13 protein-coding genes and 1 pseudogene are annotated in these 15493 nt (G+C 73.1%); 9 read left to right on the top strand and 5 right to left on the bottom strand.

Annotated elements, in window-relative coordinates; genetic code table 11:
* Window positions 1-86 precede the first annotated feature (86 nt).
* A pseudogene (locus tag P3T27_RS13345) lies at window positions 87-272 on the top strand (SDR family oxidoreductase); the annotation flags it as partial.
* 43 nt (window positions 273-315) lie between these two features.
* Here the strand turns inward: P3T27_RS13345 and P3T27_RS13350 are convergent.
* Window positions 316-2058, bottom strand: coding sequence for an FAD-dependent monooxygenase (locus P3T27_RS13350; RefSeq protein WP_280677804.1), 1743 nt, complete (start codon window positions 2056-2058; stop codon window positions 316-318).
* The gene (locus P3T27_RS13355; protein WP_280677806.1) at window positions 2051-2638 is read right to left on the bottom strand and encodes a PadR family transcriptional regulator; all 588 of its coding nucleotides are present in this window, start codon (window positions 2636-2638) and stop codon (window positions 2051-2053) included. The genes P3T27_RS13350 and P3T27_RS13355 overlap by 8 nt, the downstream gene beginning before the upstream one ends.
* A gap of 483 nt (window positions 2639-3121) precedes the next feature.
* On the opposite strand from P3T27_RS13355, the gene P3T27_RS13360 reads away from it, so the two are divergent.
* From P3T27_RS13360 to P3T27_RS13385, 6 genes are all read left to right on the top strand, one after another.
* The gene (locus tag P3T27_RS13360) at window positions 3122-3664 is read left to right on the top strand and encodes a hypothetical protein (RefSeq protein ID WP_280677808.1); all 543 of its coding nucleotides are present in this window, start codon (window positions 3122-3124) and stop codon (window positions 3662-3664) included.
* A 494-nt stretch (window positions 3665-4158) separates the two neighbouring features.
* Window positions 4159-4941 (top strand): class I SAM-dependent methyltransferase, encoded by a 783-nt coding sequence (locus P3T27_RS13365; protein WP_280677810.1) that lies wholly within the window; start codon window positions 4159-4161, stop codon window positions 4939-4941.
* 102 nt (window positions 4942-5043) lie between these two features.
* Window positions 5044-5616, top strand: a complete 573-nt coding sequence (locus tag P3T27_RS13370) for a hypothetical protein (RefSeq protein ID WP_280677812.1) — start codon at window positions 5044-5046, stop codon at window positions 5614-5616.
* An 11-nt stretch (window positions 5617-5627) separates the two neighbouring features.
* Entirely contained in the window at window positions 5628-6110 is a 483-nt protein-coding gene (locus tag P3T27_RS13375; protein WP_280677814.1) for a hypothetical protein, read from the top strand.
* A gap of 374 nt (window positions 6111-6484) precedes the next feature.
* On the top strand, window positions 6485-6985 hold the full coding sequence (gene tpx / locus P3T27_RS13380) for a thiol peroxidase (protein ID WP_280677816.1): 501 nt from the start codon (window positions 6485-6487) through the stop codon (window positions 6983-6985).
* Window positions 6986-7317: 332 nt separating this feature from the next.
* On the top strand, window positions 7318-8112 hold the full coding sequence (locus P3T27_RS13385) for an MBL fold metallo-hydrolase (protein WP_280677818.1): 795 nt from the start codon (window positions 7318-7320) through the stop codon (window positions 8110-8112).
* 291 nt (window positions 8113-8403) lie between these two features.
* On the opposite strand, the gene P3T27_RS13390 is transcribed toward P3T27_RS13385, so the two are convergent.
* Genes P3T27_RS13390 through P3T27_RS13400 form a run of 3 tightly spaced genes read right to left on the bottom strand, consistent with a single transcriptional unit; the run spans window position 8404 to window position 10420 of the window.
* The gene (locus P3T27_RS13390) at window positions 8404-9159 is read right to left on the bottom strand and encodes an SDR family NAD(P)-dependent oxidoreductase (RefSeq protein WP_280677820.1); all 756 of its coding nucleotides are present in this window, start codon (window positions 9157-9159) and stop codon (window positions 8404-8406) included.
* Complete coding sequence (locus tag P3T27_RS13395; RefSeq protein ID WP_280677822.1) at window positions 9156-10139, bottom strand: beta-ketoacyl-ACP synthase 3; 984 nt, start codon at window positions 10137-10139, stop codon at window positions 9156-9158. The genes P3T27_RS13390 and P3T27_RS13395 overlap by 4 nt, the downstream gene beginning before the upstream one ends.
* Before the next feature lie 20 nt (window positions 10140-10159).
* Window positions 10160-10420: a hypothetical protein gene (locus P3T27_RS13400; RefSeq protein ID WP_280677824.1), complete on the bottom strand. Its 261-nt coding sequence runs from the start codon at window positions 10418-10420 to the stop codon at window positions 10160-10162.
* A 1587-nt stretch (window positions 10421-12007) separates the two neighbouring features.
* On the opposite strand from P3T27_RS13400, the gene P3T27_RS13405 reads away from it, so the two are divergent.
* Window positions 12008-12895: a class I SAM-dependent methyltransferase gene (locus tag P3T27_RS13405; RefSeq protein ID WP_280677826.1), complete on the top strand. Its 888-nt coding sequence runs from the start codon at window positions 12008-12010 to the stop codon at window positions 12893-12895.
* A 17-nt stretch (window positions 12896-12912) separates the two neighbouring features.
* On the top strand, window positions 12913-14523 hold the full coding sequence (locus P3T27_RS13410; protein ID WP_280677828.1) for an NAD(P)/FAD-dependent oxidoreductase: 1611 nt from the start codon (window positions 12913-12915) through the stop codon (window positions 14521-14523).
* The last annotated feature ends 970 nt before the right edge of the window (window positions 14524-15493 follow it).

Raw genomic sequence — 15493 nt, forward strand, 5'->3', positions numbered from 1 at the left:
GATCGGTTGGCAAACGGCCGAGATCACCTGTCAGAGGACACCGGTTGGCTTCTCGGGGCTTCGGCTGACCGGCCCTGCGGGACTGCGCCGACGTGCTGGCCGACCCGGCGAACCTGGAGCGCACCATCGGCCAGACCGCCCTCGGCCTGACCGCCCTCGGCCGGATCGGCGAGGTCCCGGACATCGCCGACGCGGTCGCCTTCCTCGCCTTCGACGACGCCCGCCGGATCACCGGCACCAGGATCGACGTCACCGGCGGCGTCAACCTGTGACGACCCCCACGAGAAGGCCGCACCCGGGCCGGGCGGCACGGCACTACCGGAGGCCAGACGCCCCCGGCCCCGGCGGCGCGGCCGGGGGTCCGAACCACACGTGCAGGGCCGCGCGCAGCTGTTCGGCGGCAGCGGTGGTGTGGGGCGGGGCGCAGGGTGGTGCGACCCAGGCGGCGTGGCCGTCCGGGCGTACGAGCACCGCGGGCGTGTCCGGCAGGGCGCCGGGCCGTACCGCGGCCGCGCGCACCCGGTCGGCCCAGGGTGCGGCCGCCGTGCGCAGCGCCTGCGCCGCCGGGTCGTGCGCCAGGAGCAGGACGGCGGCGCCGGTGCGGGCCAGCAGCGGTAGCAGGGCGCCGTGTTGCAGGGGGACGTCCGGGACCATCGCGCCCTCCCAGGGGTGGCCGCTGCCGTGGTGGACCGGGTAGCGGGTGGCGATGCCGGTGATCTCCTCGGCGAGGCGCCCGGCCGTCTCCTTCGTCTGCGCCAGTTCGGCGAGCAGGTCGCGCAGCGGCGCCAACTCCTCGTCCCCGGCGGCGAGCAGCGCCTGCGCGCGGGTGTTGCGCAGCAGCCTGGCGCCGGCCGTGTGGCGTTCGGTGTGGTAGGTGTCCAGGAGGGTTTGGGGGGCTTGCCCGCGGGCGACGAGGGCGAGTTTCCAGCCGAGGTTCATCGCGTCGTCGATGGCCGCGTTGACGCCGATGGCGCCGGCGGGCGGGTGGATGTGGGCGGCGTCGCCCGCCAGCAGCACCCGGCCGTGGCGCAGCCGTTCGGCCAGGCGGGCGGCGTCGCCGAAGCGGGTGAGCCAGTGGGCGTGGGCGATTGGGACGTGCCGTCCCAGCGCCTGGTCCAGTACCTGCTGGAAGCGGGGCAGGGTGAGCGGCTCGTGCCGGTCCTTGGGCGGGTGGGGGTCGGCGGTGATGAGGCGGACGTAGCCGGGTCTGGGGATGGCGAAGACGGTGCCGTTGTCGCCGGCGCTCACGCCGTAGGGGATCGCTTGCGGGTGAGTCAGGACCACGTCCCCGAGGAGGGTGAAGCGGCGGGCGGGGGTGCCGGGGAAGGCGATGCCGGCGAGTTCGCGTACCGTGCTGCGGCCGCCGTCGCAGCCGGCCAGCCAGCCGGCGCGCAGCTGCGCGGGCCCGTGCGGGGTGTCGGCGTGGGCGTGGACGCCGTCGTCGTCGAGGTCGAGGGCGGTCAGGCGGTGGCCGCGCAGGATGCGTACTCCCAGGGCGGTGGCCCGTTCGGTGAGGATCTCCTCCACCCTGGTCTGGGCGATGCCCAGGACGTAGGGGTGGCGGGTGCGCATGGCGGCCAGGTCGAGGTGGGCCTTGGCGGTGAACGCGGTGGTGGCCACGGTGGGGCCCTCGGCGAGGAGGCCATCGGCCAGGCCCCGGCGTTCCAGCAGTTCCAGGCTGCGGGCGTTGAGGTTGAAGCCGCGGCAGAAGCCGGGCGGGGCGAGGTGGCGTTCCAGGAGGACGGTGCGGACCTTGGCCAGGGCCAGTTCGCAGGCCAGCATCAGGCCGGCGGGGCCGGCGCCGACCACCAGGACGTCCGCGTCGGCGGCCTCGGCGGCGGGCGCGGGGGCGGGGGCGGGGGCGGGGGCGGGTAAGCGCTGTCCGGTGCGGGCCGCCACGGGCGCGGGAGCCGTGGCGGGTGCGGGGACGGCGGTGGGCGCGGGCGCGGGTGCGGGCGTGGGCGTGGGTGCGGGTGCGGGCGTGGGTGCGGGCGCGGGTGCGGGGGTGGGTGCGGGCGCGGGTGCGGGTGCGGGGGTGGGTACGGGGGTGTCAGGCATCGGGGGCGGCCTCCGGCCAGGCCAGGGTGCCCTGTTCGATCTCCTCGGCGGTGCGCAGCACCCATTGGCGTTCGGCGTGCAGCATGGCGTGGGCGTACTCGGCCTCGATGACGAACAGCCGTGGGGCGTGGTGTTCCCGGGTGGCGCTGCGGTGGGCCTGTTCGCTCTCGGTGATGCGGGTCTGCAGGGCGGCGGCCCGTTCGCGCAGTGCCTGCGCGGCGCGCTGCGGTCCCAGGGCGCCCAGGTAGCTGACGGCGGACAGGAATTTCGGGTATTCGCGGGAGGGCTCGCGGATGAGTTCGTCCAGCCACTCGGTGAAGCAGGTCCGGCCCTGGGGGGTGTGGCGGTAGACGGTGCGGGCGGGGCGCGCCCCTACTTGTTCGGTGTCGGTGGCCTCGATCCAGCCGTCCCGGGCCAGGGCGCGCACGGTGTCGTACAGCGAACCGGTGGTCAGTTTGAAGGCCTGGTCCAGTTGCCGCTCGCGCAGGGTGGTGGCCATGGCGTGGGGGTGCAGGGGCTGTTCGAGCAGCAGGCCCAGCAGGGCGAGGGCCAGGGGGTTGGCGGGTCGTTTGGCGGTCATCTCACTCCGTGGTCGCACGCGGGGCCCGGGGACTCGGGGCCCAGGGCCGGTGATACTCGGATCGTACTACTCGGATCCGAGTATGCGGAAGGGGTGGTCTCCCGCGGCCGGCGCCGTACCGCGGGCCGGCCCCGCGGCGGGGCGTCGCGCCCCGCCGGACCCTGCGGGGCAAGGGAGTTCGGGCGTGTGCGCGAACGGGCGGGCGAGGTGGCACGGGAGCAGGAGCAGCGGCTACCGGGGCGACTGCGTGGAGGCCGGCGACGCCCGCCCGGGCCGCGTCCGGGACTGCGGGGCCCCGCGGCCCGGTGCCCGCCTTCTCGCCCGGGGCGTGGCGCGCGTTCGTCGCCAGGGTCGGGGCGGGCGACTTCCCGGCCGTCTGAGGCACCGTCCGGACGGCGGCCGGCCCGCTGCCCGGACGGCGGCCGCCGTGCGGCAACGGCCGGGCCGGGCCCGGCCGTTGCCGGCCTGTCGGCGGCTGCGATCATGGCGGGCGTGGCTTCCGACGACGCACGACCCCAGGCCGGCCTGGTCCATGAGCGCTGGCGTGCCCGCGAGGCGCCCCACGGGGACTTCATCGTGTTCGGCGACGGGTCGCTGTCGGTGATGCGCCTCATGCGGTTCTCCCCCGCGGACCGGCTCCACGACCCGCGGGCCCAGCAGTGGAGTTGGTGGGAGGTGCTGCGGGCCACCGCGTGGACCCCCTCCGACTGGACGGACGTCGACACGACGATCGCCTCCAGCACCCACGCCGGCAGCCGCGCCCTCGCGGGCGAGGCGTCCGAACACGGCAGCATCGGCTGGGTCGCGCTGACCCGCGACGACGACGAGAACACCCTGGAGTGGCTCGCGATCTCCTGCTCGTCCAACCCGTTCGACGACGTCACCCTGGACGACACCACGGTGACCGCCACCAGCACCCTGGGACGGATCTGGACCTTCCCCCGCGACGCCCCGCAGCAGGTACGGATCACCGAGGACCCCGCCTGCCCCTGGCACTCGCCGACCCCGCCGCACCCCGCGCCCTGAGCCTCCCGCCCGGGACCGGCCCGCGCCCGGGCCGCTTCGGCGCGTGCCGGCACAACCGGGCCGCGCCCGCACGGCCCCGCCGGACCGGACGCACGGCCCCGCCGGACCGGACGCCCGGGCCCGGCGACCCGGCCGCCGAGGACCTCCAGGGGCTCGAAGCCGTCGGGGTGGACCCGACCGACAGACCCCCTCACGGGTTCAGCACGACGGACGGCCCGTAGACGCCGGGCACACCGCCACACCGGCGCCCGCCACCGCGCCGCACCCGGGACGTCCGCTCGCCGGGCCAGGGGGCGGCCGTGCACGCGAACGGGCAGGCCCGGCGGGCCGGAAACACGTTCAGCGGCGGGCCGGTGCCCGCCCTTCTCCCCCACACCCGGCGCACCTTCGCCACCGCCGTGCGCAGCGGCGGGCCCGGCCAGGTCCGCCGGGCCCGGGCGGGCCCGTGGATTTTCGGCGGACGCCGGGCGCCCCTCACCGCTACCGTCGCCCGCATGGCCGACGAGAGTTTCACCCACCCCCGGCTCGCCGCGCTCTACGACCCGCTGCAGGCCGACCGCGGCGACCTGGACGCCTACCTCGACCTCGCCGGGCGCCTCGGCGCGCGCACGGTGCTGGACATCGGGTGCGGGACCGGGGTGTTCGCGCTGCTGCTGGCCGCCCGCGGGGCCGAGGTCGTCGGCGTGGACCCGGCCCGGGCCTGCCTCGACGTGGCCCGGGCCAAACCCGGCGCCGAGCACGTGTGCTGGATCCACGGCGACGCCGTCGCCCTGCCGCCGCCGCAGGTCGACCTCGTGGCCATGACCGCGAACACCGCCCAGGAGATCACCGGCCCCCGCGCCTGGCACACCACCCTCGCCCGGGCCTTCGAGGCGCTGCGCCCGGGCGGGCACCTGGTGTTCGAGACCCGCGATCCGGCCCGGCGGGCCTGGGAGGGCTGGAACCGCGACGCCACCCGCACCGTCACCGACCTTCCCGGTGCCGGCGCGGTCGAGACCTGGGCCGACCTGGTCGCGGTCGACGGGGCGCTGGTGACCTTCCGGTGGACCTACGTGTTCGCCACCGACGGGCAGGTCCTGACCTCCACCTCCACCCTGCGCTTTCGCGAACGCGCCGAGGTGGAGGCGGACTTGGCCGCACACGGCTTCGCCCTGCACGACGTCCGCGGCGCACCCGACCGGCCGGGCCGCGAACTCGTCTTCATCGCCACCCGGCCACCACGGCCGTCACCCGACGCACGCCCCGCGGCCGGCACGGCCCGGCCGCAGGGCACCTGACAGCGCGGATCCCTGCGGCCCTTCCCCGCCGGGGCGCCGCCGGGGCGGCCCGCGCGCCGGCGCGGCAGGCCGGTGCCGCGGCCGGCCGCAGCCCTGCCGACCGTGGTGCTGGCACCGGCACTGACGGCCTGCAGCAGCATCACCACCGCCGTCGGCGGCGGCGGCGCCACTGCCGTGCCGTCCGCCTCACTCGTACCGCCCGATCGGGCCCTGCACGCCCTCGACGGCCTCCTCGACGACTCCCTCGCCCAGGTCCAGCCCGCACTCACGTACTGGGACGGCTGGCCCCGCTCCACCGAGCAGGCCGGAGGAATCGACGACCACTCCCTGGGCTACGCCACCGCCGGCCGCGACCGCCACATCATGACCAAGATCGCCCCCGCCAAGTACGCCACCCCGCTCGCCATGGCCGGACAGAGCTGGAAGGCCAAGGGCTACACCGTCGCCACCCCCGCCGCCTCCCCCCTGCCATCCCTGGCCGCCTCCACACCCGACGGCCACAGCCTCAGCATCACCATCCACGACGCCGGCAACATCACCATCGGCGCGGCCGGCGACCGCATCCCCGTCATCCGCGACCACGACCCCTTCGGCACCCCCACCCCCGACCCCGTGACGGCCAACGGCAACCTCGACGTCATCCCCACGCACGACGACCCGTTCTGGTCACACTGAAAGCCGCCCCCATGACCCCCGAACAGGCCGTCCACACCCTCGACGCGCTCCTCGACGAGGCGATGTCCGCCATCCGCCCGCCACTGCGCCACTGGAACGGCTGGCCCCGCTCCACCGAACAGACCACCGGCGGCCTTCAGGACCGCACCCTGGGCTACGCCACCGCCACCCGCGACCGGCACGTGACGACCAAAGTCGCGCCCGCCAAATACGGGGCCCTGCTGGGCGTCACCGAACGCGGCTGGCAGGCCCACGGCTACCGCATCACCTCCGTCAACCCCCGCCAGCCCGCCATGTTCGCCACCACACCCGCCGGATACGGCATCGCCCTGCTGTTCGGCGCCGCCGGGAACATCACCTTCCAGGCCACCGTCGGCCCCATCCCCGTCATCCGCGACCGCGACCCCTTCGGCACCTACATACCCGAACCCACCCTGCCCAACGGCAACCTCGACGTCATCCCCCACCACGACGACCCGTTCTGGTCCACCTGACACCCCAGCAAGGCACGCCCCGGCCCCGGCAGCGGCCGGGGCCGGGGCCGGGGCCGTGGGCGCGACGACGAACGGAACGGGCCGGGAGCTGCGGCCACGGCTGCGGCCGGGCCGGGCCGGGCCGGCGGGAGACGGGCCAGGCGGGCGACGGGCCAGGCGGGCGACGGGCCAGGCGGGCGACGGGCCAGGCGGGCGACGGGCCAGGCGGGCGACGGGCCGGGCGGCCGGGCGGGGCGGGCGGGCGGGCGACGGGCCGGCCGGGCGGGCGGGCGGGGGCGTTGTCCAGCCGGTGGCCACCGGGCGTGCCTGGCACCGGGCGCGCAGTAGGATCAGCGGCGTTGTCACCACATTCCACCGCTGGTAGGAGGCTTTTCATGGCTCAGGTCACGCTGAAGGGGAACCCGGTCCAGGTCGGCGGCGCGCTGCCCCAGCCCGGCAGCCAGGCCCCGGCGTTCACGCTGGTCGGCGAAGGGCTCGCCGACAGGTCGCTGAAGGACTTCGCCGGCAAGCGCAAGGTCCTCAACATCTTCCCCAGCATCGACACCCCCACCTGCGCCACCTCGGTACGCACCTTCAACGCCCAGGCCGCCTCCCTGGACAACACCGTGGTGCTGTGCATCTCCGCCGACCTCCCCTTCGCCCAGGCCCGCTTCTGCGGCGCCGAGGGCCTGGACAGCGTCCAGACCCTGTCCACCCTGCGCGGACGCGACTTCCACGAGAACTACGGCGTGGCCCTGACCGACGGCCCGCTGGCCGGCCTGACCGCCCGCGCCGTCGTCGTCCTGGACGAGAACGACACCGTCCTGCACACCGAACTGGTCGCGGAGATCGCCGACGAGCCGAACTACGACGCCGCACTCGCCGTCCTCAACTGACGGCCCCGGCACAAAAACACCGGCCCCGCCGACACCCCGCGCCCCGCAGCACCCGCACCACGCCCGGCCCGCCCCCACACCCGGGGGGCGGGCCGGCGCCGTTCCCTCCCCACCCCCGCACACCACCAACCCCCGCACACCGCCTGCCCACCTGCCCACCTGCCCACCTGCCCACCTGCCCACCTGCCCGCCTGGTGAACTCCCGTGGCGGGCCTGCGCGAACGGGTGCGGCTCGCGGAAACGGGTGCGGGGTGCGGGAATGGTGCGGTGCCCGGGCCGGTTGCAGCCGGTGGCCGGCGGACACACGGTCCGTCCCGGGCACGGAGGCGGGCGTGAAGATCGGCGGCATGGAGGTCCTCGCGGTGGCGGACGGCATGGGCGTGGAGGTCGCCGCCGACATCCTCACCCGCCCAGGCGTGGACGACCCGTGGGCCTGCCACGACCACCACCGCGAAGACGACGCCACCCTGCGCCTGCCGCTGGGCGGGTTCTGCGTGCGCACCGGGGAACGCGTCGTACTGGTCGACGCCGGGGTGGGCGCCTTCGACGACGGCCCCTACCGCGGCGGCGCCCTGCTCGACTCCCTCGCCGGATACGGCATCACGCCCGCGGACGTGACCGACGTCGTCTTCACCCACCTGCACTTCGACCACATCGGCTGGGCCACCCACGACGGCACCCCCGTCTTCCCGAACGCGCTCTACCGCGCCCACCGCGCCGACTGGCAGCACTTCGTCACCGGCCCCGCCCCGCAGCCCCACGCCGTCGACAAGCTCACCCCCCTCGGCCCCCGGCTCGAACTGTTCGACACCGACACCACGATCGCCCCCGGCCTGGACGCCGTCCACACCCCCGGCCACACCCCCGGCTCCACCGTCTACGTCCTCTCCGACGGCGGACAACGCGCCATCCTGCTCGGCGACGTGGTCCACTCCGTGGTCCAGTTCAGCGAACGCGACTGGCAGGTCATCTGGGACGTCGACCCCGCCACCGCATCCACCGCCCGCAACCGCATCGCCGACCAGGCCGCCGAAACCGGCGACCTCCTCGCCGCCGCCCACTTCCCCGGCATGCGCTTCGGACGCATCATCACCGGCGACACAGACCGCCGCTTCGTCGCCATCTGACCCCACACCACCCCCGGACGAGCCCCGCACACCACCCGGGCCCGACACCCCACACCAGCCCCAGCCCCTCCAGGCCGCCGGGTCATCCGGGCTCCGGGCTCCGGGCTCCGGGCTCCGGGCTCCGGGCTCCGGGCTCCGGGCAACCGGACCGTCCAGACCGCGCCCCACGCCACCCGGAACCACCGGCCACCCACGCCGCCGGCCCGCCCCCCGGGGAACGGGGACGGGCCGGACGGACGCGCACGGGCACGGGCACGCACGGGTGCGGGCGCACGGACGCGCACGGGCGGGTCAGGTGATGGAGGCGCCCGAGTCGATACTGATGACCTGACCGGTCATACAGTCCTGGTCGAGGAAGAGCCCGATGGAACGGGCGACCTCACGCGGGGTGACGAACCGCGGCACCGGCACCTTCTCCCGCATCCCCGCGACCACGTGCCCGGGCAGCGTGTCCGTCATCCCCGTGATCATGAACCCGGGCGACAGGGCGTTCACCGTCACCCCCCGCCGCCCGCACTCCGCCGCCAGCGTGCGGGTCAGCCCGATCAGCCCCGCCTTGGACGCCGCGTACGCGGTCTGCCCGGCGGTGGCGATCAACGCCGACGGCGACACGATGTTGACCACCCTCCCCCACCGCGCCCGCAGCATCGCCGGCACACACACCCGCGCGGTGTGGAAGGCCCCCACCAGATTCGTGTCGATCACCTGCCGCCACTGCACCGGATCCTGCATGGCCATCAGCGCGTCCTTACGGACCGCCCCGTTGTTGACCAGCACGTCCACCGGCCCGAGCGCCGCGACGATCCGCTCGTACATCGCCGTCACCTGCGCGTAGTCACCCACGTCACCGGTCACCAGCACATGATCGCCCGCGAGCTTGCCCGCCACCTCCTCCGCGGCCTCACGGGCGCTGTTGTAGTGCACCGCGACCCGGCACCCCGCCGCGTCCAGCTCCAACGCCAGCTCCCGCCCAAGCCCCCCGGAGGCACCGGTCACCAGCGCCACCGGCGACAGGGGCCGCACCCCGAACACGTCCTTGCCGCTCACCGCGCCCCTCCCCACGTCAACAGGACCGAACCCCACGTCATCCCCGCACCGAACCCGGCCAGCAACACCGTGTCCCCGTCCTGGATCCGACCGGCGTCCAACGCCTCCGCCAACGCGATCGGAATCGACGCCGACGCCGTGTTCCCGTACTTCTCCAGATTCGTCACCAGCCGCTCCACCGGGATCCCCGTATGCCCGAGCACCGAGTTGATGATCCGGATGTTCGCCTGGTGCGGCACCACATGATCCACATCCGACGGCGCCAGCTTCGCCTGCTCCAACGTCTCGCGGATCGTGCGCACCGTGTACCGCACCGCGTTCAGATAGATCTCGTTACCGTTGATCTGCGCGTAGTGCAGACCCCGGCGCACCGTCTCCGCACTGGTCGGCATCCGCGAACCCCCCGCCAGGACCTTCAGACTGTCCTTGCACGAGCCGTCCGCGCCCAGGTTCCACGCCAGGATCCGGTCCACCTCACCCGGCTCAAGGACCACCGCCCCCGCCCCGTCCCCCACCAGGATCGACAGATCCCGGTCCCCGGGATCGGCGGTCAGCGTGTGCGTGTCCGAACCGATCACCAGGATCGGGCGCGGGTCCATCCGCATCAGACCCACCGCCGTCACCAACGCATACACGAACCCCGCACACTCCGAGTTCACATCATGCGCACTACCCGCGATCCCCAGCTCGTCATGGACGAACGCCGACGTCGCCGGCGAGGGCTGCTCCGGAGTCGCGGTCGCCACGATCAGATGCGCGATATCCGCACCCGACAACCCCGCCCGCTCCAACGCCCGCCGCCCGGCCTCCACAGCCATCGACGCCGTCGTCTGCCCCGCCGAAACCGCCCGCCGCTCACGGATCCCGCACCGCGACACGATCCAGTGCTCATCCACACCGAAACGCCCCGCGAGCTGCGCACTGGTCACCACACGCTCGGGAACCGAGATCCCCCACCCGGTGACGTCGAAGCCGCTCATCTGCGTCCCCGGCCGCGCGCTCAGACGCCGGCCCGGCCCACGAGCGCCAGAATCCGCTCGTGCACCACCCGCAACGTCGTCGTGTCATCGATGTCCGCGAACAACGACTCGTCCGCCGGAATGTGCGGGTACTGGTTCTGGAACCCGTACAGCCACTCCATCAGATCCAACGAATCCACGTCCGCGATGTGCTGCAACGCCGCGTCCGCGTCGATCTCCTGCGCCCCGGACACCGCCTGCAACTGCGCGGCCAGGTCCTCAATGGTGGGGATGTCGGACATGAGTGATCGTTTCCTTCCCTGGACGCCCCCCGCGGGGACGCCAACACGTGATGAAGCAGAACAGACCCGGAACGAACAACCCCCGGGAACCCGAACCGACACCACCCGCCCCCGCCACCCACCGCACCCCCACACACCACACCAAAAACGGGGACACACAGGCGACAGAACACCGGCAACGCCGACCCGAAACCCCCGGAAACATCCCGGGAAGGCCATGGAGGCCACATGTCTTGTCGAAACCGCATGAAACCCACCCCCACGCAAACGCCCCGCAACCCCACCCCCACACCCACGCTTGCGCACCACTTGCGAGACACACGCTTACCTGACCCGAGACACCGCACCCACACGCACGACACCCAACCCACCACCCCGCCACCCGGACGGAAACCAACCACCCAGGCCGGCAAGGACACTCACACCGACAGGCACCAGGCACCGGACACCCCCGGCACGACGACCAACCGCCCCCGGCACGACGACCACCCGGCCACCCGGACGGAAACCAACCACCCAGGCCGCAAAGGACACTCACGCCGACGGACACCGGACACCAACCGCCCGCGGCGCGACGACCACCCGGCCACCCGGCCGGCCAAGCACCAGGCAGCAGGCAGCAGGCACCGGGCACCCACGGCGGGAAGGCCGATCACACAGGCGGCGGCCACCAGCCACCGGCCACCGGCCACCAGCCACCGGCGCCAGGGAACATCCGCTCAAACAGCCGGGCACCAACCGTCCACGACGGGAGGAACGTTCACACGGACAGCGGGCAGCGGGCAGCGGCCACCCGTTCCAGGGCCGGGCCGTCCAAGGAACCAGGGCACCGACCGCCCGCCGGACGCGACGCCCCCGGCCACACCGGCAGGCGAACACCCACCCGCCAAACCGCCCGCCCATTCCCGCACGGCAGTCCACACCCGGCAGGCACCAACCGCCCACGCCACGAACGACCCGCTCGACCACCCCGGCCGGCCACCAACCCGCTCCACCCGCAGGTCAGTTCACGCCCTCCAGGCACCAACCACCTGACCCCGCACGACCGCTCGGCACCGGCAGACACCAACCACCCACGGCACGAACGACCCGCCCGGCCACCCGGACAAAAGCCACCCACCCCCGCAAGACCACTCGGCACCGGCAGACACCAACCGCCCGCCGACACCACGACCACCAGGCCACCAGGCCACCCAGGCCAGGCCGGTCGCCAACCAGAGCCACCCGCAAGGCCGTTCACACCCGGCAGGCACCAACCAGCGCCACCCGCAAGGCCGTTCGCTCCAGTTAGGCACCAACCAGCGTCACCCGCAAGGCCGTTCAAACCCGGCAGACACCAACCACCGGATCCCGCAACGGCCGTTCACACCGGGCGGCCACCGGCCGCCCGCACCCGGGACGACCGACCGCACCCAGGCGGGCACCGGCCGCCCGGCCAGGACGAACCCCGTCCACACCAGGCCGGACACCCCCGGCCACGTACCACCACGGCCCGCCCGTACCCGCACCACCGCCCAGCCCCCACAGGGCCCGGCACCCGCACCAACCCACTCCACCCGTCCCACCACCAGAACAGGGGCCCACCGCATGACCACCGCCGAAACCCGCTCCATCAACCCCGACGTCGACGCCATCCGCCACCACTACGAAGTCGGCAACGACCTCTACCGGCTCATCCTCGGCCCCACCATGATGTACTCCGGCGGCTACTGGGAGGACGGCGAGGACCTCGTCGCCACCCTCGACGAAGCCCAGGAACGCAAGCTCGACGTCTTCACCGACCTCGCCCGCGCCGCCGGCACCGCCAAGGTCCTCGACATCGGCTGCGGCTGGGGCACCATGCTCAACCGCCTCACCACCGTCCACGGCGTCCAGCAGGCCGTCGGCGTCACCCTCTCCCGCACCCAGGCCGACTTCGTCGCCGCCCTCGACAACCCCGCCATCCACGCCCGCGTCGAGAGCTGGGAAGACCACAAGGCCGACGGCGACCCCTACGACGCCGCGTTCTGCATCAACGCCCTCGAACACTTCGTGCTCTCCTCCCTCACCCCCAAGGAGCGCACCCAGCGCTACCGCGTCTTCTTCAAGCAGGTCCACTCCCTCCTCAAGCCCGGCGCCCGCTTCGTCCTGCACACCATGACCGTCGAGAACCCCCCACTGCGCCGCCAGCTCCTCGACGACCTCAAGTTCCTCCAGCGCGAGGAGTTCGAAGGCTGCCACATCCCCCGCCTGCCCGAACTCGCCGCCGGCCTCGACGGCCTCTTCGAAGTCACCGAGATCCGCAACGAACCCGAGTCCTTCGCCCGCGCCTGCCGCGCCTGGCTCCAGCTCCTGGCCGCCCGCCGCGACGAAGCCGTCACCCTCGCCGACGAAACCACCGTCGCCCGCTTCGAACGCTACCTCGACATCTTCGCCTACACCCTCGAAGACCACATCTTCAACAACTTCCGCGTCACCCTCACCCGCCGCGCCTGACCAGAGGAAACCGGGCCATGACCACCACCGCCGAACACCCCACCCCCGCCAACCCCGACGACCCCACCCCGGCCACCGCGGTGCCCGGGGCCGCCGACGACACCGCCACCACCCCCCACCCCACCACCCCCAACCCCCTGCGCGTACGCCACCTCAAAGCCGCCATCATCGGCGCCGGCATCTCCGGCCTCGGCACCGCCATCCGCCTCCTGCAGACCGGCACCGACGACTTCCTCGTCTTCGAACGCGCCCACGACCTCGGCGGCACCTGGCGCGACAACACCTACCCCGGCTGCGCCTGCGACGTCCAGGCCCACCTCTACTCCTTCTCCTTCGCCCGCAACCCCGCATGGAAATCCACCTTCGCCACCCAGGCCGAAGTCCACACCTACCTCAAAGACACCGCCCGCCGCTTCGGCATCGAACCCCACCTGCGCTACGGCCACGAACTCCTCGACGCCACCTGGGACCAGGACCACCGCCACTGGCGCATCCACACCACCCACGGCCACTACACCGCCCAGATCCTCATCACCGGCACCGGCTACCTCTCCGAACCCGCCATCCCCGACCTACCCGGCCTCGACACCTTCACCGGCACCGTCTTCCACTCCTCCCAATGGCGCCACGACCACGACCTCACCGGCCGCAACGTCGCCGTCATCGGCACCGGCGCCTCCGCCATCCAGTTCGTCCCCGCCATCCAACCCCAGGTCGCCCGACTCCACCTCCACCAGCGCACACCCCCCTGGGTCGCCGCCAAACCCGACAAACCCAACACCCCCCGCCACACCTGGATGCTGCGCCACCTCCCCGGCTACCAACTCCTACGCCGCAACTTCAACAAACACGGCCGCGAAATCGTCGCGTTCTTCATGTCCCGCCCGGGACGCACCACCGGCATGAGGAACATGGCCGCCGGCCACCTCAAAAAATCCGTCCCCGACCCCGACCTCCGCAAACGCCTCACCCCCGACTACACCGTCGGCTGCAAACGCCTCCTCTTCTCCAACACCTGGTACCCCGCCATCCAACAACCCAACGTCGACATCATCCCCGACACCATCACCGACATCGGCCCCACCCACATCACCACCGCCGACGGCACCCGCCGCACCGTCGACACCATCATCCTCGCCACCGGCTTCACCGCCACCGACCGCCCCATCGCCCACCGCATCCACGGACGAAACGGCCACACCCTGCACCACACCTGGACCACCCACGGCATGCAAGCCCACCGCGGCACCACCATCCACGGCTTCCCCAACCTCTTCATGCTCCTGGGCCCCAACACCACCCTCGGCCACTCCTCCCAAACCGTCATGATCGAAGCCCAGATCACCTACATCATCAACGCCCTCAAAACCCTCGACAAACACCACCTCACCTCCCTCGAAATCCGCCCCGAAGCCCAAACCGCCTACAACAAAACCCTCACCAAACACCTCACCGGCACCGTCTGGAACGCCGGCGGCTGCACCAGCTGGTACACCGACAAACACGGCAACAACCCCTCCATCTGGCCCACCTACACCTTCCGCTTCCGCAAACAAACCCGCCACTTCGACCTCCCCAACTACCAAACCGCCACCCTCACCCACCCCCAACCCCCCAACCCCACCTAACAACCACCACCACACCGCAGAAACCAGACAACAGACCACGAAGCACCAACCACCCACCACCGACCACGGGAACCGGACAACAGGCCACCGGCCACGGGGCACGGGGCATGGGAACCGGGTAACGGACCACGGGAACCGGCAACGGGCAACGGGCAACCGGAACCGGGTAACGCGCCACCGGAACCAGGCAACGAGCAACGAGCAACAAACAGGCCGCGGAAAGCGCGAGTCCGGCAACGCCCCACCCGACACGGGCAGACAGCCGTCGGAACCCGCGGAACCCGGCCACGGGCCACGGCACGACCAGACCGCGCAAACCCCGAGTCCGGCAACGACCCACCCGACACGGGCACACAGCCGGCGGAACCCGGCGAAATCCGGACGACGGCCCAACCGGCACAAACAGGCGACGGAGAGCGCGAGTTCGACCACCGCCCACCCGACACCACCACCCGAACACCGGAACCCGCGCAGTCCAGACCACACCACACGAACACGTAAACACCGGAACCCCGCGAAGCCCGGACGACGGCCCAACCAGCACAAACAGGCGACGGAGAGCGCGAGTTCGACCACCGCCCACCCGACACCACCACCCCGCCACCGGCTCACGACACACACGCCGCCGGCGCCGGCACCGGCACCCGCCACAACCGCACCCCCGAACCACCAGCACCACACCAGGCCGCCACCGTGGCCGGCCCACCAGGCCGGCCACGGGCACCACCCCCACCCCGCAGACACAGCACCGACCAGACCCCCGCAACCACCAACCACCACCACCGGCCCACCCACCCCGGCCACCACCACCGGCCCACCCAGGCTCCCGGGCCGCCAACCAGCCGCCCACAAACCGCAACCGAGCCCCCCCCCCCCCCCCCGCCGCCCCCCGCGCGCCCCCGCGGGGCCGGGGGCGGGCGCGGCGGGCCCGGCCCGGCCCGGGCCGGCCCCGCCGCGCGGCCCCCCCGCG

It is taken from the genome of Kitasatospora sp. MAA19 (genome assembly GCF_029894125.1).
Taxonomy (GTDB): Bacteria; Actinomycetota; Actinomycetes; order Streptomycetales; family Streptomycetaceae; genus Kitasatospora.

What these genes read in the sequence shown, in the direction of transcription:
- P3T27_RS13400 (WP_280677824.1), bottom strand. Translation starts at nt 10,420, where the DNA reads ATGTCCGACATCCCCACCATTGAGGACCTGGCCGCGCAGTTGCAGGCG.
- P3T27_RS13360 (WP_280677808.1), top strand. Translation starts at nt 3,122, where the DNA reads ATGGCGGGCGTGGCTTCCGACGACGCACGACCCCAGGCCGGCCTGGTC.
- P3T27_RS13375 (WP_280677814.1), top strand. Translation starts at nt 5,628, where the DNA reads ATGACCCCCGAACAGGCCGTCCACACCCTCGACGCGCTCCTCGACGAG.
- P3T27_RS13355 (WP_280677806.1), bottom strand. Translation starts at nt 2,638, where the DNA reads ATGACCGCCAAACGACCCGCCAACCCCCTGGCCCTCGCCCTGCTGGGC.
- tpx (WP_280677816.1), top strand. Translation starts at nt 6,485, where the DNA reads ATGGCTCAGGTCACGCTGAAGGGGAACCCGGTCCAGGTCGGCGGCGCG.
- P3T27_RS13365 (WP_280677810.1), top strand. Translation starts at nt 4,159, where the DNA reads ATGGCCGACGAGAGTTTCACCCACCCCCGGCTCGCCGCGCTCTACGAC.
- P3T27_RS13405 (WP_280677826.1), top strand. Translation starts at nt 12,008, where the DNA reads ATGACCACCGCCGAAACCCGCTCCATCAACCCCGACGTCGACGCCATC.
- P3T27_RS13395 (WP_280677822.1), bottom strand. Translation starts at nt 10,139, where the DNA reads ATGAGCGGCTTCGACGTCACCGGGTGGGGGATCTCGGTTCCCGAGCGT.
- P3T27_RS13410 (WP_280677828.1), top strand. Translation starts at nt 12,913, where the DNA reads ATGACCACCACCGCCGAACACCCCACCCCCGCCAACCCCGACGACCCC.
- P3T27_RS13350 (WP_280677804.1), bottom strand. Translation starts at nt 2,058, where the DNA reads ATGCCTGACACCCCCGTACCCACCCCCGCACCCGCACCCGCGCCCGCA.